A 24,030-nucleotide genomic window follows, 5' to 3' on the forward strand; every position below is an offset into this window, starting at 1 on the left:
AGGTAACACCCATCCCCATTCACAAAACATTTGTTTTCTTATTTTAGGCAGATTTTTCTGTCTTTCGCTGTTTTTGGCTCCCAATACGAGCAAATTTCCTAAAATACAATATTTCCCCAATAAATACAACAATCATAGATTAGCCGGTCTGGGTTGTAGTGCAAGCATTTTGTTTTTTTTGTTGTCGTTCAAAAGCTTCACTGCAAAACATCTTTACCTATGGCATAGCTATGTACAGCAGTGGTGTGTAGTGATTACATGCTACTGCTTTTCTTATTCTTATACTGAAAATTTACTAACTAATTTATCACATACAACAATGAAAAGAATAATTCTATTACTTATTGTAATCGGTTTTTTCAGCCCCATCTATTCGCAAGTAGGTATTAATACCAAAGCGCCACATGCAAGTGCAGCTCTTGATATCGTGAGTCCTGCCAACAATCAAGGAGTATTATTGCCTCGTATGGGTACTACAGCTAAAGAAGCCATCCCCAATCCGGCAGCGGGATTGATGGTTTATGATACTGACAAGCAATGTCTGTCGCAAAATGTAGGAACAGAAGTCAGTCCTATCTGGATTTGCTTGGCTCAAAATCAGACAAGGTTCTTTTATATGCCTTCGGTAGCCATCAGTGCAAAAACTTTAGGGGTTGTGGCTACTCCATTGGATTTATACAATGAATATAAAAAGCAATTTGCCACGCCTATGGTAAAGAATACCAGTGCACCTGCCAATATACCTTATTTCCCTGTGGCTACCGATTTACACTATTATATCACTTATTACGATGCGAATGTTCTTAAAATAAATAATATAAGTAATGACGGGAAGGTTACTTACGAAATTATTAAAGTGGCCGACTATAACTCGTTTCTCAATGTTGTATTCGTCGTAAAATAAGTGCATTAAATATACTACAATGAAAAAGATAATATTCATACTATTACTAGTGTTTACTCAGCAAGCTTACTGCCAAAAAGAGGCTTACCATTGGTATTTTGGAACTAACACAGGGCTTGATTTTTCGAATACTCATACAGAATCAACCTCATTAGGAAATGTTTTAGGAGTACCAAGTACTGTGCAGGGTCCAGTAAGTACTTTCGAAGGTTGTTTTTCGATATCGGACAAGGATGGTAATTTTTTGTTTGCGTCTGATGGTATTACGGTATATAATAAAAACTTGGTTACTATGCAGAATGGTACAGGGCTTTTGGGGCATCCATCCTCTACCAATTCGGGTATTGTAATTCCTGTGCCCGATAACCCTGCTTTATACTATATTATTACGGCTCCTGACCGAAATAATACAGCTCCGGGTCTTTGTTATTCAACAGTAAATATGTCTGCAGATGGAGGGTTGGGAGCAGTAGTATTAAAAAACGTATCTCTTACCTTCGGAAGTTCGGGGTACCCAATCACTCATGCTTACGAAAACCTAACGGCAATAGGACATGCCAATGGAAAAGATTATTGGGTAGTAAGTCGTGTGAGAAGTAAAATATTTGCGTGGCTGATAACTTCTGCCGGAATTAATGTTACTCCCGTGATTTCAGAAATTGGTATGGATTTGGGGATTCCAACAATTGCTCCTAGCAGTATTGGTGTAGGTACTACAAAGATATCACCTGATGGAAAACGTATTATTCATGCGGATTACAGATTTGATTCAAATCATTATCTGACAATAGGGAACTTTGACACTTCTACAGGTAAGGCTTCCAGTTTTCAGTTTGTTTCTACTTATCTTGAGAACCTATACAGTCTCGAATTTTCGCCTACAGGAAACTATCTTTATTTCACTGCAATCGAGAGAGGAAATAGAGGGCTTTATATCAAACCTATTAATAATATATCAGCTCCATTTACAAGAATTTTGCCGAATGCAAATATAGATAATGTGCAGCTTGGCCCAGATAATAGGATATATGCTATTGGAAATCAACAGTCTTCTTTATGGATTATTTTGGACCCAGATAATGGAGGTACTCAAATAGCCGAAGTTCCGAATAAATTTATCTCTCCTCGTTTGCCTCGCTTAGGATTGCCTCCGTTTATTACTTCTTTCTTTAATATCAAACCGATAAAAGGAAAAGAAATAGTCTGTGTTGGCAACAGTGCGGAATATTCGGTCGAGATTCCTTCTATTGGTAGTGGTACTCAGCAAATAGCGTATTTGGAATGGAACTTTGGCGATGGTACTCCCGTCGTAAAAGATTACAATATTAGTAGTTCCATCACGACTTATAAACAAAGTCATACTTATGATACTCAAGGAGTGTACACAATCAGAGTAACTCCTTATTTGGTTAATGGACTAGCCGAAAGCAGTAAAATAAATACTATCACAAATACTGTAGCCGAATGTAAAGTGGTTACCAATAGAATGATCCGATCCGATCTTCTTCCAAACTAAAATAGAATAATGATGAATAAAATAATATTACTTACACTAACTCTTTTGATTTCTAATCTCGCGTATTGCCAGATAGGGGTTGATACTGAAAATCCTCATAATAGTGCTATTTTAGAAGTTAGTAGTACCAATAGAGGAGTACTTTTGCCACGACTAACAACTCTAGATAAGGAAGCCATACCAGCACCTTCAAATGGGCTTTTAGTGTATGATACCGATAAACAATGTATATCTCAAAACATAGGAACGGAAACCGATCCTCAATGGATGTGTTTGACCCAGAATGCAACACGTTTTTTTTATATGCCATCCATTAATATTCCAACTCCCAATTTGGGTGTAGTTGCAACGCCTTTAGATTTGTATGCTGAATATAAAAAACAGTTTGATACTCCTCTGGGTAAGAACCCTACTGCCCCAAGTGTGATTCCACACTATGCGAATGCCAATCAGTTGCATTACTATATAACTTACTATGATACCAGTGTCTTGAAAATAAACAATATTACAGATGATGGAAAGATGACTTATTCGATCGTAAAAAAAGCAGATTATGATACGTATATGAATGTGGTTTTTGTAGTGAAATAACAGAAAATATTTTATTATTCAGCTAGATTTATTTTCTGAAAAAGGGACAGCTTATTTGTAAATACACTACCTTTGATTATCGAAATCATATAGAGTATTGTTATTATGGAATTAGAAGATTGTCAAAGCGAGAAATTTGCTACTCGTATTATAGGTGCTAAGTTTAAAAAGGAAGACGCACATGGAGCTATAAGTATGCCTATCTATCGGAATGCCGCATTTGAATATCCTTCGTCGGAAGCTATTGCTAATGCTTTTCAGAATAAAACTGATAGCCACACTTATTCTCGAATATCTAACCCTACAGTCGAAAATCTGGAGTTGAGAATGAAAATTGCTTCGGGAGCCGAAAGTGTAATGGCTGTAAGTTCGGGCATGGCTTCAATATCCAATACATTTATGGCGCTGGCTTATGCAGGTAGTAATATTGTAACCTCGCCTCACTTATTTGGCAATACCTTTTCTTTATTTCAATTTACTCTAGCTGAATTTGGTGTAGAAGTTCGCTTCGTAAATACTGATAATCTGTCAGAAATAGAAGCAGCTATTGACGAAAACACATGTGCTTTCTTTTGCGAATTGATTACTAATCCTCACATGGAAATAGCTGATCTGCCTAAAATAGCGGCTGTAACTAAAGCCAAAGGTGTTCCTTTGATTGTAGATACTACTATTGTACCTTGGTGTGGATTTTCGGCAAAGAAACAAGGTGTAGATATAGAAGTTGTTTCTACTACCAAATATGTATCAGGAGGTGCAACCAGTGTGGGAGGTGCTATTCTTGATTATGGAACATTCGATTGGTCGAAAAATAAGAAGTTGGCAAAAGTAGTATCTAACAATACCTCTATGTCGGCTTTTATGTATAAAATAAAGCGTGAGATTGCCCGTAATATAGGAGCTTGTATGGACTCTGAAACAGCTTCTTTGCAGGCTTTAGGAATGGAGTCTCTCGAACTTCGTTTCGAGCGTATGTCTCAATCGGCTTATAATTTAGCGTTGTATCTTTCTGAAAACAGTAAAGTGAAAAGGGTAGGATATACCAAATTGGAAAGCTCTCCATATAAGAAAATTTCGGATCGATTATTTCCCTCTAATCCCGGAGCAATGTTGACGTTTAACTTGGCAACGAAAGAGGATTGTTATCGCTTTATGGACAGATTAAAAGTAATCCGCAGAGCTACCAATTTATTTGATAATAAAACATTGATAATACATCCAGAATCAACAATTTATGGAACATTCACTCCTGAAATGAAGCAAGTGATGGGCATTGAAGATAATCTGTTGCGTTTGTCTGTTGGTATTGAAGATGTAGAAGATTTGAAAAAAGATATTCTACAAGCATTAGCTTTTTGAAGTGTATTAATTTGCACTTTTAATTATAAAATAAAAGCCCGATCATATTTAAATATGATCGGGCTTTTGTATAAGTATTATTTATTTTTCCTTATATACGAAATATGCTAGAGCGATAATAGGTAGTGACATTAAGGCTATAAAATAACCGTGAAATAGAAGTAACTGTGGTACGAATAATATAGCCAACAGTAATCCAACAACTGCGCCACCCAAGTGTGCTGCGTGCCCGATGTTACCTATTGATTTTTTCATCCCATACACCGAATATCCCAAATACAATATCCCGAATACCCACCCTGGCATAGGAATAAAGAAGAATCCTATCATACGTTGAGGGTCCATAGCAATAGAAGCAAATAATACACCACAAACTCCACCCGATGCTCCTATGGCTGTGTATATAGAGTCTCTTCTATACATCCATAGTGATATTGTATTTCCTCCTATTATGGCAGCCAAATACAAGATCAGAAATTTTACGGGTCCTACATAAGCTACTAATACTGGTGCGAAAAAATACAGAGTTACCATGTTGAATAGTAAGTGCATAAGATCAGCATGTAGAAAAGCAGCAGTCAGCATTCTGTCATATTGCTTCATTTCGAGAATTGCATAAGTGCTGAACTTATAGCGATCGAAAAATTGTCTGTTATTAAAACCTATATAGCTTGTTATTGCTGTAATAATTATAATCGCAAAAATTACAAGAGTACCTAAATCCATTTGAATCTTTTTTAGTTCGATGCAAAAATAGTATATTATTTGTATTGATAATGCATACTTCGTATAATGACCGTTTTTTATACTATAAATTATTTAGGCATTTTTTCATAAGATTTACTTACTTATGTTGTAAAAGGAGAAGACTTACTTTTTCGAAAGTTGAAGCTCAAATGTTATATTAACAATTGGGTTGTATTTGTTATCGAAAATAATTGAAGTAATAAGGATATAATTTTTATATTTGATAATTGAAAAACACAATTTAGGCTGGAAGAATCATCTGAGACTTCTGGTCTAATTTGATAAGTACGATAATCCTTAAATATAGTATTATGAAAAAACGATGCATAACACTGCTGATTGTTTCATTTATCGTAGGGCTGATACATGCTCAGGAACCATTTATTCATAAATCATTTGATAGTAACTCGGTAGATTTCTCTAAAGTTAGAGAGAATCTGAGCGAAGCCGAAGATTCTCGCCTAGCATTTGTACCCACATATAGCAAGGGTCTTAAAGGGTTGTGTTTAGACCTTACGAGTGATGTAGCCATACGTTTACCTATTGCACTGGATGCTAGTGAAACCTTACCATATGATAAGAGTTTCGCCATTGAGTTATGGGTAAAAACGAAGAAGAATGCCCGACAAGGGACACCTATAATGAGTAATAAGAAAGTAGAGGATAAAAACAAAGCAGGATGGATGCTGGGAACAAACGACAGTGGTGCTTGGTTTTTCAATATAAGTGATGGTAAATCTACTTATAATTATGCTCCAACGCCTGACCGTCAATCTCTAAATGATGGTGAGTGGCATCAGATTGCAGTAAGTGTCGATCTGGATAAGAAAGAAATATGGTTTTACTATGATGGTGAAAATGTTGGAATTTACAATGTTGATGGGCTTGCGACCGCAAGTAGCGAATTGGCAACTATAATTGGAGGATCGGATGAATATAATGATTGGTCGTCTCGTCGGGAATGGACAGCTTTCAATGGTATGATAGATGAGGTGAAAATATATAATAATACTCTTACATCGTCTGCTGTTAAATCTTTATATAGTGAATTTGTACCCAATAGAAGTGAGAACCCAAAGGTTATTTCTCCCAATGAATTAAAAGTGCAAGTATGGAATATATGGCATGGAGGGCATCGTTTTGGTGAACATGTGGGATTGGAGCGTGTGATTAATGTACTGAAAAAAGAGAATGCAGATGTAATAGGTCTTATCGAAACATACGGTTCGGGAGAAGTTATAGCCGATTCTCTAGAATATTATTTCTACTTAATCAGTTCTAACCTTAGTATCATGAGTAGATATCCGATAGACGAAACAATAAAAGTTTACAAGAGTTTCAATTCGGGAGGTGCTGTTCTTAATTTAGGAAATGGTAATAAAATGGCATTCTTTGATATTTGGCTGGACTACTTACCTAATATGTGCGATTTGGTTAGTGATAAAGTGAATCTTACAGATTTTATGAAGGAAGAGAATAATAGAAGAGGCAAAGAGATAAAAGCCATATTAAAAGAGATAGAACCCTATACTCAAAATGCAGATAATGTGCCTGTATTTATGGTAGGCGATTTCAATAGTGGTTCGCACCTCGATTGGAATGATGCTACCAAAGATATTCACAATGGCAGAATTATAAAGTGGCCTGCTTCTATAGAAATGGAGAGCGCAAAGTATAAGGATAGTTATAGGGAAATCAATCTAAATCCATTAACCGATCCTGGCTTTACGTGGTCTCCACTTATTAGTAATTCGTCAGTAAAACCTACTTGTATCCGCGATCGAATAGATTATATTTACTATAAGGGCCAAAATGTGCAACCTTATTGGAGTAAAAGCTTAGATCACCATCCGCCTTTCTGGCCTTCGGATCATGGTAGCGTTATTACCTATTTTTACTTAAATCAGAATAAATAAAGGCTTAGTTCTTTCCTTGATAATCAGAATAGGTTATGGACTGAAAAATATACTCAAATACATTACTTTTAATCAGAGAAATATACACTTAAATGAAAAAACTAATTTTAATCTTAATCTCTACAATTCTCCCATTAGCAAGCATCTTTGCCATTCATATGGGAAGAGTTTATGTTGATGCCAATAAAAATGGTGTTTATGACAAAGGCGAAAAACTGCTCAAAAATGTAATGGTTTCGGATGGCTTAAATGTAGTTTTAACAGCTGCAGATGGTACATTCGAATTACCGGGGCATGCAAAGGAACGATTCATTTTTATAACTACACCCTCGGGTTATAAAACTGATAATGCTCATTATAGAGCTATCTCAGATAAAAATAAAAGCTACGATTTCGGATTAGATGTATTGAATGGAAAAATCAATGCAGATGGTAGCCATAATTTTGTTCACATAGCAGATACCGAAATACATAATTCGGTAGATATGGAACGTTGGGCAAACAATGTTCGTGATTATGTGGCAGACGAAAAAACTGCATTTATAATGCACACCGGCGATATTTGTTACGAAAATGGTCTGAAAGCACATATTGGTTTGATGAATACCAGTAATATGAATTGTCCTATATTTTATAGTATTGGCAATCACGATCTGGTAAAAGGAAAGTATGGTGAGGAGTTATTCGAAAGTATTTACGGACCGGTTTACTTCTCTTTTAATGTTGGTAATGTACACTATGTAGTAACGCCTATGGCAGGAGGAGATTATAAACCGGGATATACCAAAGAGGATGTATATCGGTGGTTGAAAAACGATTTGGCGCATGTTGATAAGAATACTCCCGTAATTGTGTTTAATCACGATTTGTTATCGTATGCTGATAAATTCATTTTTGGAATAAATGATGCTGAGTTTGTTGATCTGAATGCACATAATCTTAAAGCTTGGTTATATGGTCACTGGCATATCAATTTTGTCCGTAAACAAGGCGATGTATTGGCTATCTCTACCGCTAATCTGGATAAAGGAGGTATAGATCATTCTACATCGGCTTATCGTGTAGTATCAGTCGATAAAAAGGGTGATGTCAAAACTCAGTTACGTTATACTTATATAAATAATTCTATTCAGATAGCGTCGATCGGAAATGAAAGAGCTTCTATTAATGCAAATGGTAAAATCCCTATTTCGGTTAATGCATATAGTGCCGTATCGCCTGCTCGAAGTGTATCTTATACTTGTACAATTGATGATAAGAAAGTGGTGAGCGATGTAGCTCTTACCCAGAATACCGATTGGAATTGGTCGGGCGAATTACAATTGCCGTTATCGGCTCAAAATAGACGAATATTTGTTGAAGCAAAAGTTGTTTTTAATAACGGAGAAGTTGCTAAAACTAAAGAATCGTTTATCTATCAGCCGAATGAGAAGTTGTCTGTTAAAACAAATCAAGATTGGTTGACACTATTGAATAATTCGGCACATATTGGTATTTCAAAAGATACGTTGAGTTTGCCTCTTAATTTGAGTTGGATAACTAATATTAAAGCTAACTTATTTTTCTCGTCTCCTATAATCTATAATAACACAGTATATGTAGGTGCAGTAGATGAGGATTTGAGAGGCGAGGGCGGGGTATATGCTCTTGAAGCTACAACAGGGAAATTGTTGTGGAAATACAATACACGTAACTCAGTGAAAAATTCAATTGCTTGTGATAATGGAAATATTTTCGCCCAAGATGCAGAAGGCTACTTATATGCAATTGACGCTAACAGTGGAAAATTAAGTTGGGAGAAAAAACTCGGAATAAATGGATTGCCCGCGCTCGTTGATGGTCTTACTGCCGACAATGGTACAGTATATGCAGGTACGGGTAAAGGTTTTGCTGCGTATAATGCCAAGACCGGGAATGAAGTTTGGAGAAACGAGGGATGGGGGCAAGGAGAAGGCACTACATCAACCCCAACTGTAGGAAGTGATGTTGTGGTATCGGGTTCACAGTGGAGAGGTTTGTATGGTAATGATGCTAAGACTGGAAAACTGCTTTGGCAGCATGCAAACTACGGTTTGTCGAGTAGGGGAGCTTCACCGGCAATTCATGGTAGTCTATTGTATATCATATCTGGTGAATCTTTGTTTATTCTCGATGTGAAAACGGGCACTGTTGTGAGTCGCAAAGAATTGAAAGTAAGTGTAGACGTAACATCTACACCTTTAGTAACTGATAAGCTAATTGTATTTGGCTCTGTTGATAATGGTCTGATTGCTTTAGATAGGGAAACGTTGGAGCAGAAATGGAATGTACCTACACTTCCTGCACTTATCTATACTGCTCCTTATACACGGTTTCCGGTAACCACTATAGAGACTAGTCCTGTGTTGGCAGGCAGTACTATTTTCTTCGGAGCTTCGGATGGTGTTCTGTATGGAGTAAATGCAAATAGCGGAAAAGTAGAATGGAAACAGGCTACGGGAGCTCCTATATTTAGCACTGTAGCTATATCAGGAAACTCTTTGTTTGTAACCGATTTTGGTGGTAATGTATATGGGTTTTCGTCTTTAGTAAAGTAATAGAATAGTAATAATAAATAGGAGAGAGGTTATTCTTAAAAGAATAGCCTCTTTGTTTTGTATTAATATTTAATCCAATATTTCAGATTTCAATTGTATCTTTACTTCATACATTATCAAAAGGAGGTGATCTTACTTAATCGTTTAGTGCTAGCTAAGCAGGCACTTCTTTTTATTTCTAAGTGAAAATAAAAATGACTTCTCTATTATGAAAGCAATCTTCGAAACTATAGATCTTGAGAAATGGGAAAGAAAGTCCTATTTTGATTATTACAACGATATCATAAAATGTAAGTACACACTTAATGCTAATATTGATATTACAGATTTACTAAAGATGTCAAAAGAAAGACATCTTAAATTTTTTCCGACTTTCCTATATTCTATTATGCGTGCTATTAATCAAAATAAAGAATTTAGGATGAGCTATAACCAACAAAAACAATTGGGTTATTGGAACTTTCTTTATCCTTCATACACGATTTTTCATGACGATGATAAAACCTTTTCGGATGTGTGGAGTGAATATCATGAAGATTTCCCTAGTTTCTATACAACGATAGTTGATGACATGACGAAATATAAAGATGTGAAAGGTATTAAAGCACGATCGAATTGTCCTCCTAACTTTTGTTCTATTTCTGCATTGCCTTGGCTAAGCTTTAGCAGTTTTGCACAAGATACTTATGAGGCTTCAAATTTTCTTTTTCCGCTTATTCGTTTCGGTAAATATTATAAAGAGCAGGACAAGATATTGATTCCTCTAGCTGTTTTTGTAAATCATGCGATTGCGGATGGATATCATACCAGTAAATTAATAAATGATATACAAGGTTTTGTGACTGGTGTAAAAGATTGGATAGAGTAATAGAATATCTACTTGTATTTAGACTTTTGTCTAAGAACCCTAATACTTTTATGATACTCTAAATAAAGTTCATCTAAATTTCATAGATATGGCGTTTTGTTGTTTGAATAGTTCTTATGTTTTATTCAATAAGATGGCTTGTAATATAACGTAGAGGCGATTTAATTATTTATTACGTGAAATCAGTATTTTTTTTATTTAATATTTTCTTTTTTAATAAAAATGGCTATCTTTGCACTCGCTAAACCGAAAAGGTGAGGTCCGGTAGCTCAGCTGGATAGAGCATCAGCCTTCTAAGCTGAGGGTCCCAGGTTCGAATCCTGGTCGGATCACTTAAGAAAAGCAATAAAAGCGTATAACTTAACAAGTTATACGCTTTTTCTATTTATGCTTGCACAAGATGGAAGGTTAAGTGAATTCGTATATTGCCAATTTAAAAGCTGGATGATGTTTTTTGGACAACATTAAACAACTTATACACCCTATTTAGGGTTACATTAAAATCAGTATGTTAAGGGGAAGTATTCAAAGAATGACATATAATCTTATCCATTTCTAGATTGTGATTGATTATTTGCTTACATAGTATTGTATACAGACTGTCATCCACACCTTTATTCAATATTGCTTCTTTCTGTTAAAATAATTGGCTTGTCGGAGGTAACAATAATAGTATGCTCGTGTTGCACACAAAATCCACCTTTGTTACCAATCAATGTCCATCCATCAGGTTCGGTATTAACTAAAGTAGAGTTGGTTGCTAAAAATGTTTCGATAGCAACAACCATATTTTTTTTAAACCGCCTTTGCTCGTATTTGTCGTAATAGTTAAGAATGCAGTCAGGTTCTTCATGTAATTTTCGACCAATACCATGACCTCCGAGATTCTCGATTACTTTATATCCACTGCTCTTGGCTATTTTCTCGATAATTCGTCCGACTTCCGAAATTTTTACTCCTTCTTTTATGTGAGAGATTGCTTCGTGTAATGCATAGATAGAAGTGTCCACTAATTTTTGTTGATTGTTTATATCCCGACCTAAAACAAAAGAAGCTCCATTGTCAGAATAGAATCCATTTAGACTAGCCGAAACATCAATATTGATCAAATCTCCTTCTTTGAGAACTTTGTTGTGTGATGGTATTCCATGTGCCATTTCGTGATTGATACTGATACAAGTCCAGCCAGGAAACTCATACGTCGAAAAAGGTGCGGATTGTGCCCCGTAACTTTCAAGGATCAATTTTCCATAATCATCCAATTCTTTGGTTGTCATTCCTATTTTTGCAAACTCTATCATCTTCTTCAGGGTTACGGCTACAATTTGGCTTGCTTTATATAATCCCTCTCGCTCTATATCGTCATTTATAATCATATCTACATATTCTATAATATTAATAGCACAAAACTATGTCTTTAAATACTTTATCTATAGTATAAATTAGACATAAAGAAATAATCCAGAATATATAAGTTTACGTACTTTTGTACTATTATGCCTATTGATCATCTGAGACAAATAATTAAATCTATCAACGGGAATCCTAATTGTGAAAGGATAGCTCCGTCTGAAAGTGTAAAAAACTACATTGAAGGTTTTTATATTTTCTCGTGTGATGATATGGCACAAAACCAGTTAGTGTTTAATGATGGATTACCAACTATTATCTTCTTTCCTTCCATAACTGATCAAATTGATATTCAGAATAATGGTTCTTTGATTACATTTAAAACAGCATGGATTAATGGTGGGATTATGAAAAGTATCTATGTGAATAATCTTAATAAGGTTAAATCTATTTTAGTCATGCGGTTCAAATCCTACGCATTCTATGATATTTTTAATCTGCCGCTTCACTTCTTTAGAAATAAATGTGTTGCTTCGCTTGCTGATATTGGTTTTGATACGTTTGTATTAAATAAAATTTATGGAGAACAACAAAATATTCAGAGAATAAGGCAAATAGAATCTTACATTGAGCAAAAAGTCCTTAGCTCTAAAAGCAATGCCTTATTTGATGCAGCCATAGGATATATAAATGAAATGAAGGGACAAACCAGCGTGTTAGATGTAGTTTGTCAAATAGGGGTAAACTATAAATGGTTGGAACGTAGTTTTCTAAATTGTCTGGGCATCTCTCCAAAGGAATACATATTGCTTCAACGGTTTATCTTTGCATATGGCAATCTCATTGAAAGTAAAAATAAAGATCTAACAGAGATTGCCCTTAAGAGTGGTTTCTATGACTACAATCATTTTCTAAAAGAATTTAAATCTTATACAGGAAAAACTCCGCTCGACTATGCATCCAATTCTTGAATTACAATAGGCTTTTCCTAACTAATAATAGTGGAACGAAGAATAAGTTGCAGAAAGAAGCCAGTTATACGAAGATATTGTATAACTAAAGATGCAGTCAGCAGATGGTAGGTTTTATAGTAGAATAACCTGATACTAAATTCGTATATTATTTATTGCAATCATAATTAAGAAATATTGGACACTATCTTTATAAAATTAATATCTTATTTCCATCAGGATCAGTTAATAGTAGTTCTTTTCCACCCCATGGAGCAGTGGTGGGAGGATTAAGTTCAACACCTTTTCGAGTCAAATCTTCATATGTTTTTATATGGTCATCACAATTAAAGACCAAACAAACGGGTCCCTCATTACTTTTCCCCCATTTATTCTCATCCCAAATCCAAAAAACGGGAGCATCTTTGATAAATCCGAATACTACGCCATCGTAGTTTTCATCATCTTCCAAAATAGGGATTTCCAGAACTTTTTTATAAAACGAAACGAGCCTTTTGGGATCTTTTGATGATATATTAATACCTCTAAAACTATTTATCATTTTCGACTTCTATTTTTTTACTCGATAAATTATGAAATAAATTCATTGTAAATATATGTAAATATTTAAGATACTCATTCTGCTTTTTTCATGTTTAAAAGTAGTGATACTTCTAATTTAATTCATCTTAGTTTATTTAGAACTTCTACCCCAATCACTTTCTCTTTTTTCTGTGTGAGTATTACTACTCCTAAAAGGAATAATTAGAAGTATCTGTAATAAAGAAAGTATTCACGTCACGTAGTTAGGTATCTGATTTTTTCATGATCTCGCCATGTTGTTTGTCCAACCATGTATAGCAACGATTGTTAGTTGCTATTTTTAAATAATAAGTTTATGTATCTGTTTATCATTTGTTTATGCTTGTTCCTTAATTGTACATGCTTTATTTATACATGTTTTTGACCTAATTTTTATAGGTAGGAAGATTTCAAAGCTAGTTCTTTGTGCTTGTAAGTAATGGTAAGTATTGAATGCTATATTATCTAATTATAGCTGTCAGTTCTAATCTTATACTTACCTAAGCAATAAATAGGTCCGAGACCTTTGTTAACAAGTACGTTTATTAATTTAATACCAAAAATGAAAAATGAGTATGAGAAACCTTTTCTTAATACTACTCCTATTTTCTTTCTGTAGTTTTATCAAAGCTCAGGATATAGATATAAAAGGAGTTGTAAAATCTGCAACAGACAATGAGCCTTTAATCGGGGTCAGTGTGAAAGTGAAGAATGCAAGTATTGGTACTACCACAGATTTGGATGGTCAATTTACATTGAAAGCCAGTCCTGATACTATTCTAGAATTTACTTATATCGGATTTAAAACACAGAACGTTTCTGTAAACGGTAAACGCGATATCAATGTCTTAATGGCTGATGACTCGAAGATTCTTGATGAAGTAGTAGCAGTTGGATATCGTACTGAACGTAAAGCCGACCTAACGGGAGCTGTATCAGTTGTAAAAGTAAATGATATGATGTCTGAGCCCGAAAACAATCCTATAAGAGCATTGCAGGGTAGGGTTGCCGGTATGGAAGTTACGGCAGATGGAAATCCAAGTGGATCGGCTACTGTACGTATTCGTGGTATAGGAACCTTGAATAATAATGATCCATTGTATATCATTGATGGAATTCCATCTCAGGCAGGTATGCACGAGTTGAATTCTAATGATATAGAAAGTATTCAGGTGCTTCGTGATGCTTCTGCAGCTAGTATTTATGGATCGAGAGCTGCAAATGGAGTAATCATTATAACTACAAAGAGAGGAAAAGCCGGAGTTCTCAAAATTGACTTCGATGCTTTTGTATCTGTAGCTAATTATAATACGAAAATTGATGTTTTGAATTCTCGTGAATATGCACAGGCAATGTGGCAGGCTTCTGTAAATTCGGGAGTTGATCCTAATAGCAATAACTTAGGAATTGTTTATAAAGACGGAATAGGTGCTCAAGGCAATAGGGTCTTGGAAAACGTTTATTTTCCTGAATATTTAGATAAAAACAGAACTTTAAGAACTTCTAATACCGATTGGTTCGATCAGATTACAAAAACGGGTGTAGCACAATCGTATAACTTAGCAGTAAGTAATGGTACCGAAAAAGGAAGTTATTATTTCTCTTTAGGACATTTTGGCAATGATGCATTGATAAAATATACAGACTTTTCTCGATTTTCAGTACGTATGAATAGTGATTACAAACTGTATGGTGATATTCTTACCATTGGAGAAAATTTTACTTTGAACAGAACTTCGGAAGTTGCTCAACCTGATAAAATAATAGAATCGGCCTTGATAGCGGTTCCTTTTATTCCGGTTCGCACAGCAGATGGGTCAGGATGGGGAGGACCTATAACAGGATTACCTGACCGTCAGAACCCTGCTCGTTTGATTCATGATAATCAAGATAACAGATACCGTTATTGGCGTATGTTTGGTAATGCTTATGTGAATCTGCAACCCATAAAGAAACTAAATATCCGTTCGAGTTTCGGTTTAGATTATGGGAACTTCTACAAGAGAAGCCTAACCTATAGTTATCAGTCGGGATACCTCGAAAGTGACAGAACTGCTTCATTGATGGAGCAAGCTCATTGGACTAAATGGACTTGGTCTAATACGGCAACCTATGACTTCGAAATTGGAAAGAATCGTTTCGAAACATTGGTTGGTATGGAAATGTTCAATCAGGAGGATATCAATTTCTCAGCCAAAAGAGAAGGTTTTGCTGTAGAAACTCCTGATTATATGTGGCCTGATTTGGGTACAGGATTAAGTGAGGGTACAGGTATATCTACCGGATATTCGCTAATGTCTTTCTTTGGTAAGGTAAACTATGCTTACGATGATAAATATTTGGCATCGGTAACAGTTCGTAGAGATGGCTCGTCTCGTTTTGGAAAGAATAACAGATGGGGAACATTCCCAGCTTTCAATCTGGGATGGAGAATAAGTCAAGAAGCTTTTATGGCTTCGACCAGCGATTATTTGTCTGACTTGAAATTGCGTTTCGGTTGGGGACAAAATGGTAATCAGGAAATTAATAATACCGCGATATACGATATTTATGTGACCGACTATGGCAAAGGAAATCCTACTTGGGATTCGGTTTGGGGAACAGCCTATGATTTGAATGGTAAAGGGGCAGGGTTGCTACCATCAGGATTTAAACGCTCTCAGTTATCAAACCCTGATTTGAAATGGGAAACCACAACTCAAACCAATATTGGTCTTGATTTTGGATTCTTCGGTCAGGCTCTTTATGGTTCGGCTGAATACTATTGGAAAAGCACCAAAGATATTTTGTATTCTCCGGGCTATGCGGCAATAAAAGGTGAAGGAGCCAACAAATGGTACAATGGTGCCAGTATGGAAAACAAAGGTTTTGAATTCACAGTTGGATATAGAGGCAAAATTGGTTCAAGTGGGGTTACCTACGATGTTTCAGGAAATATCTCAACCAATAAAAATCAAGTGACTTTTCTTCCCGAATCAGTTAAAAACTCATACGGAGGAAATGGTAAATGGGATAATATTCTAGGACGTCCCTTAGGTTCTTTCTATGGATATGTAGCTGATGGAATCTTCAAAACTCAGGACGAGCTAGATAGACACCCACAGCAAGACGGAAAAGATCTAGGGCGTATTCGTTATCGTGATTTAAATAACGATGGTGTTATAAATGATGACGACCGTACGTGGATAGGTGATCCATTCCCCGATTTTGCATATGGATTGAACTTGAATTTTGCGTATAAGAATTTCGACTTTATTATATTTCTTCAAGGGATACACAATGTGGATGTTATAAATACAGTGAAATATGCAACCGATTTTTGGAGCGTTTCAGACACACGATCTAATAAAGGTACGCGATTGCTTGATGCATGGGATCCTATAACCAATCCTAACTCTAATATTCCCCGCTTATCTTATACAGATACAAATAACGAGGCACGTATGTCTACTTATTTTGTTGAAAATGGTTCTTATCTGAAACTTAGAAATGTACAATTAGGATATACATTGCCTAAACATATTGTTCAGAAAATAAGATTAAGTCATTTGCGTACTTATGTAAGTGCCCAAAATCTATTGACCATTAAAAGTAAAAGCTTTACGGGGGTAGATCCTGAAAATCCTGCATGGGGATATCCTATTCCGATGACATTTACTTTTGGGCTTAATGTTTCATTTTAAATTAGCAGTATACAACAATGAAAAAGATAAAATATATAGCTGTACTTTTTGCAGCAACAATCATATTTTCGAGCTGTGATTTCTTGAATGATGATCCTCAAGGAATATTGAGTGATGAGCAGGTAAAAGGTCCCGATCAGGTTGAAGGCTTGGTTACGGCAGCCTACTCTTCATTAGGGAACGATCATTATGATAAGCCATTCAGTTTGTGGCCTTATGGAAATGTTCGTTCAGACGATGCCTATAAAGGAGGAAATGACGAAAATGATATCAGTGCATTTCATTTCTATGAAATAGCACAAAACATAAAAACAGACTTTGGAGAAGCCGATGGACTTTGGTTTTATTGCTACAAAGCAATTTCGAGAACCAATACAGCATTGAGTGTACTCAAAACGGTTTCAACAAACGATGTTCCATTGAGAGATACACGTATGGGTGAAATGTATTTCCTTAGAGGTCATTTTTATTTTATCCTTAAAACCGTATTCGGGCGTATTCCTTTTGTGGATGAAGATCTGCCGATTGACGAATATGATAAAGTAGACAATAAACTGCCTAATGATGAGCAATGGGCTTGGATTGTTAGTGATTTTCAGAAAGCATATAATCTGCTTCCAGACAAACAAGATCAGGTCGGACGTGCTAATAAAATAGCTGCGGCTGCTTATTTGGCGAAAGCAAATCTATACAAAGCTTACAGACAAGATGATCGAAATAACGTAACTGAAATAAATCGTACCGATCTTGAGGAAGTGCTTAAATATACTGATAAGGTTCTTAATTCGGGATATGGATTAGAGTATGACTTTGCCTATAATTTCTTACCCGGAGCATATCAAAATGGTAAAGAATCATTGTTCGCGGTGCAGTATTCAATTGATGATGGAACTATGTTTGGTAGATTAAATTGGGGTGATGTGCTATCTGTTCCAATGGGTGTAGGTTGTTGCGATTTTCATAAACCAAGCCAAAACTTAGTGAATGCTTATAAAACGGATAAAACGGGATTACCTATGTTCGATTCGTTCGATAATACCAATTATGATTCGAATTCAAATAATGCAGACCCTCGTTTGTTTCACACTGTGGCTATGCCCGGATTTCCTTACAAATACAATAAAGATTTGATTTATGAAGAGGGCTGGAACCGTAATCCTACCGTATATGGTTATTATGCTTCATTAAAAGAAAATGTTGATCCTTCATGCGATTGCTTTGTAAATGTTGCTCCATTTTATGGAAACTCTAAAAACAGAATCATTATTCGTTATGCAGATGCTATTTTAATGAGAGCTGAGGCTTTAATAGAATTGGGACGTCCGAACGAAGCCTTACCTCTTATCAATCAAATAAGAGAAAGAGCACAACGTAGTACTGATATGATTGATTATGCTCCCAAATTGAGTATGTCACTTTATCAACCCGGAGTGAATTGTGCTTGGTCAACTGATTTTGCTCGTCAAGCTTTGCGTTGGGAACGTCGTTTAGAATTTGCTATGGAAGGCAGCCGTTTCTTCGATTTGGTGCGTTGGGGTATTACCGATCAGGTAGTCAACTCATTCTTTAAAACAGAATCGTCAAGACGACCCTTCTTGAAAAGTGGAAACTTTACTAAAAACAAGAACGAATATATTCCTATTCCTCAACAGCAAATAAACTTTGTAAACGGAATATACAAACAAAACTATGGCTGGTAAAGGTAAAGGTTGCAGACCTTCTTATAGCTTTGGCTTGTAAAATAACCCAAGCTAGTTATAACTATGAAAATTAAAATAAGGATACAATGAAAAAAAGAATAAATAAAATATTGCCTTTTATCTTTTCCCTGATTCTTTGTGTGGGGTTCATTACATGCAGCGATGATGATCGGGAGAATTTGGATTTGTCGGGAGGTGTCAGAATATTATCTTTCTCAGTAAATGGGGTAGATGGAACTATAAATGATGAGAGTGGAACGGTGCAAATTTTACTACCCATGGGTACGGATTTGACAAAGTTAACACCTAAAATTACATTATCTGATCGGGCAGTTATAAATCCTGCGGGCAATGAAGCTATGGATTTATCGAAGGCTACAAAATTCAGAGTTACAAACGGTAATCTGTATAAAGATTATATGGTGGTAGCTTCACATATCAAAGGAGAGATGTTGAGTTTCAGTATCGGTAAATACAAAGGTACAATTGATAATGATAAGAGAACAGTTCATGTAAGATATCCTAAAACAGAGGATGTTACTAAATTAGTTCCAGAGTTTACGATTACAAATGGTGCCACAGTAACTCCTGCACAAGGAGCAACGGTTGATTTCACAAAGCCTGTAACTTATACAATATCTTACATGAATGAGACATTCCCTTATGTGGTTACTGTAGAAAAAGTAGACATAAAACCTATTGCATTTTTAGGAGTTGCAAACAGTGCTTCTGCAATAGAAAATATGGATGAAAAAACTGCTTATGACTGGTTTGCTGCTAATGTGGCTGACTTTGAATATGTCTCTTTTAATGATATTAAAAACGGTAAAGATTTAGACGGTTTTGCAGCTATCTGGTGGCATTCCGACGGTAATACACAAGCCTTACCAACGGTGGCTCTAGAGCCAACAATCGTTACAAGCCTTAAAACATATTATCAAAACGGAGGTTCATTCTTCTTTTCTTCATGGGCTGTTCAGTACGTATCGGCACTGGGTATAGCTAAAGACGGAAAAGCTGTAAATAATATGTGGGGCGAAACTAACGATGCGACACCAATAGGTGATGATTGGGGATTATGCTTCACAGGAAATGAATCTCATCCGATATTCGCAGGATTACAAAAACCTATTGGTATAAATAATAAAGTATACCTATTGGGTAAAGGAGTAAAAGCGAGAGGTCATAATGCAATCTGGAATTTCGAATGGGGCGATTATGCAAATAATATTCCTCTATGGACTACTAAGAATGGTGCAATTAATTTAGCTAGTTATCATTGGGATGATCAACTGAAAGGACGTTCTGTAATGTTTGAATATCCTAAAGTAGGTACTTCGGGAATAATAATCTGTATTGGAGTTGAATCCTATGATTGGTATAATGAAGATGGCTCTATCGTAAATCTTTATAAGGGAAATATCGAAACACTGACATCTAATATTTTCAACTATCTATTGAAGTGAGTATTATAAAAACTAAACCAAATAGGTCTGTGACCTTAACCTTTCAAATTTTATAAAACCATGAAACTCAAGAATAAATTTTTAAGTATGTCCTTATGCCTGATTGGCTTGACGGGATGCAATAATAATATGGATTATGTAAGTAACGACCCCAGATCAGCAGAGGCTGGGTCGCCTACTTGCTATAACGTGAATGATTTGCATAGAACCTATTCAACCTTTTTTAAACCTGCTGCAGGATGGGTAGGGGATCCTATGCCATTTTATGAAAATGGAAAATTTCATATATTCTATCTTCATGATGCAAGAGATGGCTCTCCTACTTTTCATCCTTGGTATAAGGCAACTACGGAGAACTTTTCAACATTTACTGATGATGGGGAAATGGTTCCTACGGGAACAATTGAACAACAAGATCGTGCATTGGGTACGGGTAGTGTATTTAAACATAATGGAGTGTATTATGGTTTCTATACTGGACATAACGGAGATCTTGACCCTCGTGAAAAAATAATGTTAGCCACATCTACCGATTTAAATACATGGACAAAAGACCCTTCTTTTCTCTTAGCTGCATCGGATGGCTATGATCGTAATGAATTTCGGGATCCGCTGATCATTAAAGATGAGCCTTCGGGAACTTTTAGAATGTTGATCAGTACACGTGCCGATTATAAAGGTTCATGGAGAGCAGTTATTGCTCAGTACAGTTCTACGGATTTAAGAAATTGGAAACTGATAGAACCCTTTTATGACGATCCTAGTACCTTTATGCTTGAATGTCCAGATGTATTTACAATGGGAGATTACCAATATCTGATTTACTCGAATATTGATGATCGTAAAGTACATTATCAGTTCAGAAAAGGAACAACAGGTGCATGGACTATCCCGACAAATAGTGCGCTAGATGGGATTGCTTTTTATGCGGGAAAAACTGCATCGGATGGAGCAGACCGCTATATAACAGCATGGTGTCCGACAAGAGAAAATCACAGCGATTATACTGGTTTCGATTGGGCAGGTTCATTGATTACTCACAAACTTATTCAATATGCAGATGGAACAATTTCAATGACTTTCCCTCATGGTTTGAATGATAGATTGACCAGCATTCAAAATTTGAACATGACAAGTTCTGTGAATACTCAGATTGAATCTAATTCATTTACATTGAAAGCTTCCGCTGATCAGGCTATCTCAGTTTTTGATAGACAAGAAGGTACTTACAAAATATCTTCAAAGGTGAAGGCTACAGCATCAAATAGCTTTGGTTTCGAATTCGGATCGTGTGGTAATCGCCGAGAAGTATATGCGGTTGTATTCGACTTAGAACAACAACAATTAAGATTAGAAAGAAGAGTATTTGGTGAAGATCCTTTACGTATTGATAATGTAAAACTAAATATACCAGAGAATAAAGAATTTGATGTAACTATAATGGTCGAAAATTCTATTTGTGTGGTATATGTGAATCATCAAACTGCATTTACAAATAGGATCTATAAAATGAGTTGGAATCCTTGGGGTATATTCTCAGATAATGGAGAAGTTACATTTTCGAATCTGAATTTATCAAAATAAAAAAGTAGAACATATACATAGAAATTATGAAAATATATTTTAAATCAATTTTTTGTTTGGGGCTTCTTACTTTAATAGGCTGTTCAACAAAATCAGATATTGTAGTTGAGGATTTCGAGGCTGATTCTTACAAGAACTGGACAGTTGAAGGAGAAGCCTTTGGTACAAGTCCGTCAGAAGGAAGCCTTCCCGGTCAGCAAGAGGTAAAAGGATTCGAAGGAAAACGTTTAGCTAATAGCTATTATGGAGGCGATGATTCAAGAGGAACTCTTATCTCTCCTGAATTTACTGTCGAACGCGATTATATAAATTACCTGATAGGTGGTGGTATGCATGCCGATACTTATATTGAGTTATTGGTTGAAGGAAAAAGTGTATATGTATCGCGATCTATTGTAGAGACTGAGTCTTTACTTTGGATGACATGGGATGTGAAGAACTATAAGGGAAAGAAAGCCGTTATAAAGATTGTAGACAACCAAAGAGGCGGTTGGGGACATATTCTCGTAGATCAAATAGAAATGAGTGACACTCAAAAAAGCAATATTATGGTAGATCATCGCTTATCGTTCAAGATAGACAAAAAATATCTGCTTGTACCAATCGAAGATAAAGGACCTGAATCTCAAATCTATTTAGAAACCAATGGCAAAACGGTGAGCCCTCTTTTGAGCATACGTGTTGCACAAACAAAGATCGATTATTGGGTACCTATAGATGTAGAACAATATAAAGGACAAGATTTGACTTTATTATTTGCTCATGTAAAGAGCGGGGATATAGGATACTCTCAAATAAAGCAATCGGATACTTTCGATTTCGATTACAATGAAAAATACCGTCCACTTTATCATTTTTCACCTCAATATGGATGGACTAACGATCCTAATGGTATGGTTTATCACAATGGTGAATATCATCTGTTTTTTCAACACAATCCATACGGATCAATGTGGGGAAATATGAACTGGGGACATACGGTAAGTAAAGATCTGAAGAAATGGGAATATTTGCCTGTGGCTATAGCTCCCGATTCATTGGGTACGATATTTTCGGGAAGTGCTGTAATTGATAAAAATAATACAGCAGGATTTGGCAAAAATGCAATGGTAGCTATTTATACGTCAGCAGGGCGTATTCAAACTCAAAGTATTGCTTACAGTTTGGATAATGGACGTACATTCACTAAATACGATAAAAATCCTGTATTGTCGGATCTTAACTTTGTAGATTTTCGCGATCCTAAAGTTTTTTGGCATCAAGCAACAAATCAATGGATAATGTCATTGGCAACTACGCAGACTATTACTTTTTACGGGTCGAAAAACCTGAAAGAATGGAGTAAACTCAGTGAGTTTGGCGAAGGTATAGGCGATCATGGCGGGGTGTGGGAATGCCCTGATTTATTTCCGCTTACCTATAATGGGCAAACCAAATGGGTATTATTTGTAAGTATCAATCCCGGAGGACCTAATGGAGGTAGTGCCACACAATACTTTATAGGAAGTTTTGATGGTAAGACATTTAAAGCAGATGATCTCCCTTATCCTATTTGGTTGGATTATGGACGTGATAATTATGCTGGTGTTACATGGGCTGATGCTCCTGACAATAGACGTGTATTTATCGGATGGATGAGTAACTGGGATTATACAAATCACGTACCTACCGTTAATTTCCGCAATGCGATGACAATTCCACGTGAGATAACACTTGTAAATAACGGAAAGCATCTAGTCGTAGCTAATGCTCCGGTAAAGGAGATTACCGAATTGAGAAGAACGACTGAGAAAGTTTCTGATTTTACAGTTGATAAAACATATACAATTGATCGTTTATTGAAAGACAATCAAGGTGCTTATGAGATCGAAATGACAATTAAATCAACTGCTAATTTCAATTTCAAATTGGTAAATAAGAAGGGAGAGAATCTCAAGTTTATTTTTGATTTAGCAAAAGAAAGCTTAGTTGTAGACCGATCGAATAGTGGAATATCTGATTTCAGCAACAATTTTGCATCTGCCGAAATTAAAGCTCCTTTGGTAAAAAAAGATACTTATAGAATAAGGCTACTTATCGATAAGGCCTCATCTGAATTATTTATAAATGACGGTGAACTTGTACAAACAAATACGATGTTCCCATCTGAACCTTATAATTCTTTGGTTTTTGAATCAGAAGGAAATACAGCAGTGGAGAATATTAATATCTATGAATTAAAGTAGGTCGCACACACTA

16 protein-coding genes and 1 tRNA gene are annotated in these 24,030 nt (G+C 35.8%); 14 read left to right on the top strand and 3 right to left on the bottom strand.

Features of this window, described 5'->3' with window-relative positions; all coding sequences use genetic code 11:
* The first annotated feature begins 319 nt into the window (after positions 1–319).
* The 4 genes from IR022_RS03345 (at position 320) to IR022_RS03360 (ending at position 4,370) form a co-directional block, all read left to right on the top strand.
* Positions 320–904, top strand: coding sequence for a hypothetical protein (locus IR022_RS03345; RefSeq protein WP_194202580.1), 585 nt, complete (start codon positions 320–322; stop codon positions 902–904).
* 19 nt (positions 905–923) lie between these two features.
* Positions 924–2,420: a PKD domain-containing protein gene (locus IR022_RS03350; RefSeq protein WP_194202581.1), complete on the top strand. Its 1,497-nt coding sequence runs from the start codon at positions 924–926 to the stop codon at positions 2,418–2,420.
* 12 nt (positions 2,421–2,432) lie between these two features.
* Positions 2,433–3,011, top strand: coding sequence for a hypothetical protein (locus IR022_RS03355; protein ID WP_194202582.1), 579 nt, complete (start codon positions 2,433–2,435; stop codon positions 3,009–3,011).
* Positions 3,012–3,116: 105 nt separating this feature from the next.
* Entirely contained in the window at positions 3,117–4,370 is a 1,254-nt protein-coding gene (locus IR022_RS03360; RefSeq protein WP_050710071.1) for a PLP-dependent transferase, read from the top strand.
* An 81-nt stretch (positions 4,371–4,451) separates the two neighbouring features.
* On the opposite strand, the gene IR022_RS03365 is transcribed toward IR022_RS03360, so the two are convergent.
* Positions 4,452–5,096, bottom strand: coding sequence for a rhomboid family intramembrane serine protease (locus IR022_RS03365; RefSeq protein WP_050711567.1), 645 nt, complete (start codon positions 5,094–5,096; stop codon positions 4,452–4,454).
* Between the two features lie 332 nt (positions 5,097–5,428).
* Between IR022_RS03365 and IR022_RS03370 the strand changes: the two genes are divergently transcribed.
* The 4 genes from IR022_RS03370 to IR022_RS03385 all read left to right on the top strand — a co-directional run bounded on the left by IR022_RS03370 (position 5,429) and on the right by IR022_RS03385 (position 10,809).
* Positions 5,429–7,033, top strand: coding sequence for a LamG-like jellyroll fold domain-containing protein (locus tag IR022_RS03370; RefSeq protein ID WP_194202583.1), 1,605 nt, complete (start codon positions 5,429–5,431; stop codon positions 7,031–7,033).
* Positions 7,034–7,125: 92 nt separating this feature from the next.
* Positions 7,126–9,609: a PQQ-binding-like beta-propeller repeat protein gene (locus IR022_RS03375; protein WP_194202584.1), complete on the top strand. Its 2,484-nt coding sequence runs from the start codon at positions 7,126–7,128 to the stop codon at positions 9,607–9,609.
* 208 nt (positions 9,610–9,817) lie between these two features.
* On the top strand, positions 9,818–10,477 hold the full coding sequence (locus IR022_RS03380) for a CatA-like O-acetyltransferase (RefSeq protein ID WP_194202585.1): 660 nt from the start codon (positions 9,818–9,820) through the stop codon (positions 10,475–10,477).
* Between the two features lie 258 nt (positions 10,478–10,735).
* Positions 10,736–10,809 (top strand) — tRNA-Arg (locus IR022_RS03385).
* 282 nt (positions 10,810–11,091) lie between these two features.
* Here IR022_RS03385 and map read toward each other — a convergent pair.
* A complete protein-coding gene (map, locus tag IR022_RS03390) occupies positions 11,092–11,853 on the bottom strand; it encodes a type I methionyl aminopeptidase (protein WP_194202586.1) in 762 nt (253 codons plus the stop codon).
* 120 nt (positions 11,854–11,973) lie between these two features.
* Between map and IR022_RS03395 the strand changes: the two genes are divergently transcribed.
* Entirely contained in the window at positions 11,974–12,798 is an 825-nt protein-coding gene (locus IR022_RS03395; RefSeq protein ID WP_194202587.1) for a helix-turn-helix domain-containing protein, read from the top strand.
* A 190-nt stretch (positions 12,799–12,988) separates the two neighbouring features.
* Here the strand turns inward: IR022_RS03395 and IR022_RS03400 are convergent, their stop codons facing one another.
* On the bottom strand, positions 12,989–13,339 hold the full coding sequence (locus IR022_RS03400) for a VOC family protein (protein ID WP_194202588.1): 351 nt from the start codon (positions 13,337–13,339) through the stop codon (positions 12,989–12,991).
* Positions 13,340–13,934: 595 nt separating this feature from the next.
* On the opposite strand from IR022_RS03400, the gene IR022_RS03405 reads away from it, so the two are divergent.
* The 5 genes from IR022_RS03405 to IR022_RS03425 all read left to right on the top strand — a co-directional run bounded on the left by IR022_RS03405 (position 13,935) and on the right by IR022_RS03425 (position 24,017).
* The gene (locus tag IR022_RS03405; RefSeq protein WP_199330249.1) at positions 13,935–17,042 is read left to right on the top strand and encodes a SusC/RagA family TonB-linked outer membrane protein; all 3,108 of its coding nucleotides are present in this window, start codon (positions 13,935–13,937) and stop codon (positions 17,040–17,042) included.
* A gap of 17 nt (positions 17,043–17,059) precedes the next feature.
* Positions 17,060–18,742, top strand: a complete 1,683-nt coding sequence (locus IR022_RS03410; protein WP_194202590.1) for a RagB/SusD family nutrient uptake outer membrane protein — start codon at positions 17,060–17,062, stop codon at positions 18,740–18,742.
* An 86-nt stretch (positions 18,743–18,828) separates the two neighbouring features.
* Complete coding sequence (locus IR022_RS03415; protein WP_194202591.1) at positions 18,829–20,208, top strand: DUF4960 domain-containing protein; 1,380 nt, start codon at positions 18,829–18,831, stop codon at positions 20,206–20,208.
* 60 nt (positions 20,209–20,268) lie between these two features.
* The gene (locus IR022_RS03420; RefSeq protein WP_199330250.1) at positions 20,269–21,792 is read left to right on the top strand and encodes a glycoside hydrolase family 32 protein; all 1,524 of its coding nucleotides are present in this window, start codon (positions 20,269–20,271) and stop codon (positions 21,790–21,792) included.
* A gap of 26 nt (positions 21,793–21,818) precedes the next feature.
* The gene (locus tag IR022_RS03425) at positions 21,819–24,017 is read left to right on the top strand and encodes a GH32 C-terminal domain-containing protein (protein WP_194202592.1); all 2,199 of its coding nucleotides are present in this window, start codon (positions 21,819–21,821) and stop codon (positions 24,015–24,017) included.
* The last annotated feature ends 13 nt before the right edge of the window (positions 24,018–24,030 follow it).

It is taken from the genome of Dysgonomonas sp. GY617, from assembly GCF_015233815.1.
GTDB lineage: Bacteria > Bacteroidota > Bacteroidia > Bacteroidales > Dysgonomonadaceae > Dysgonomonas_A.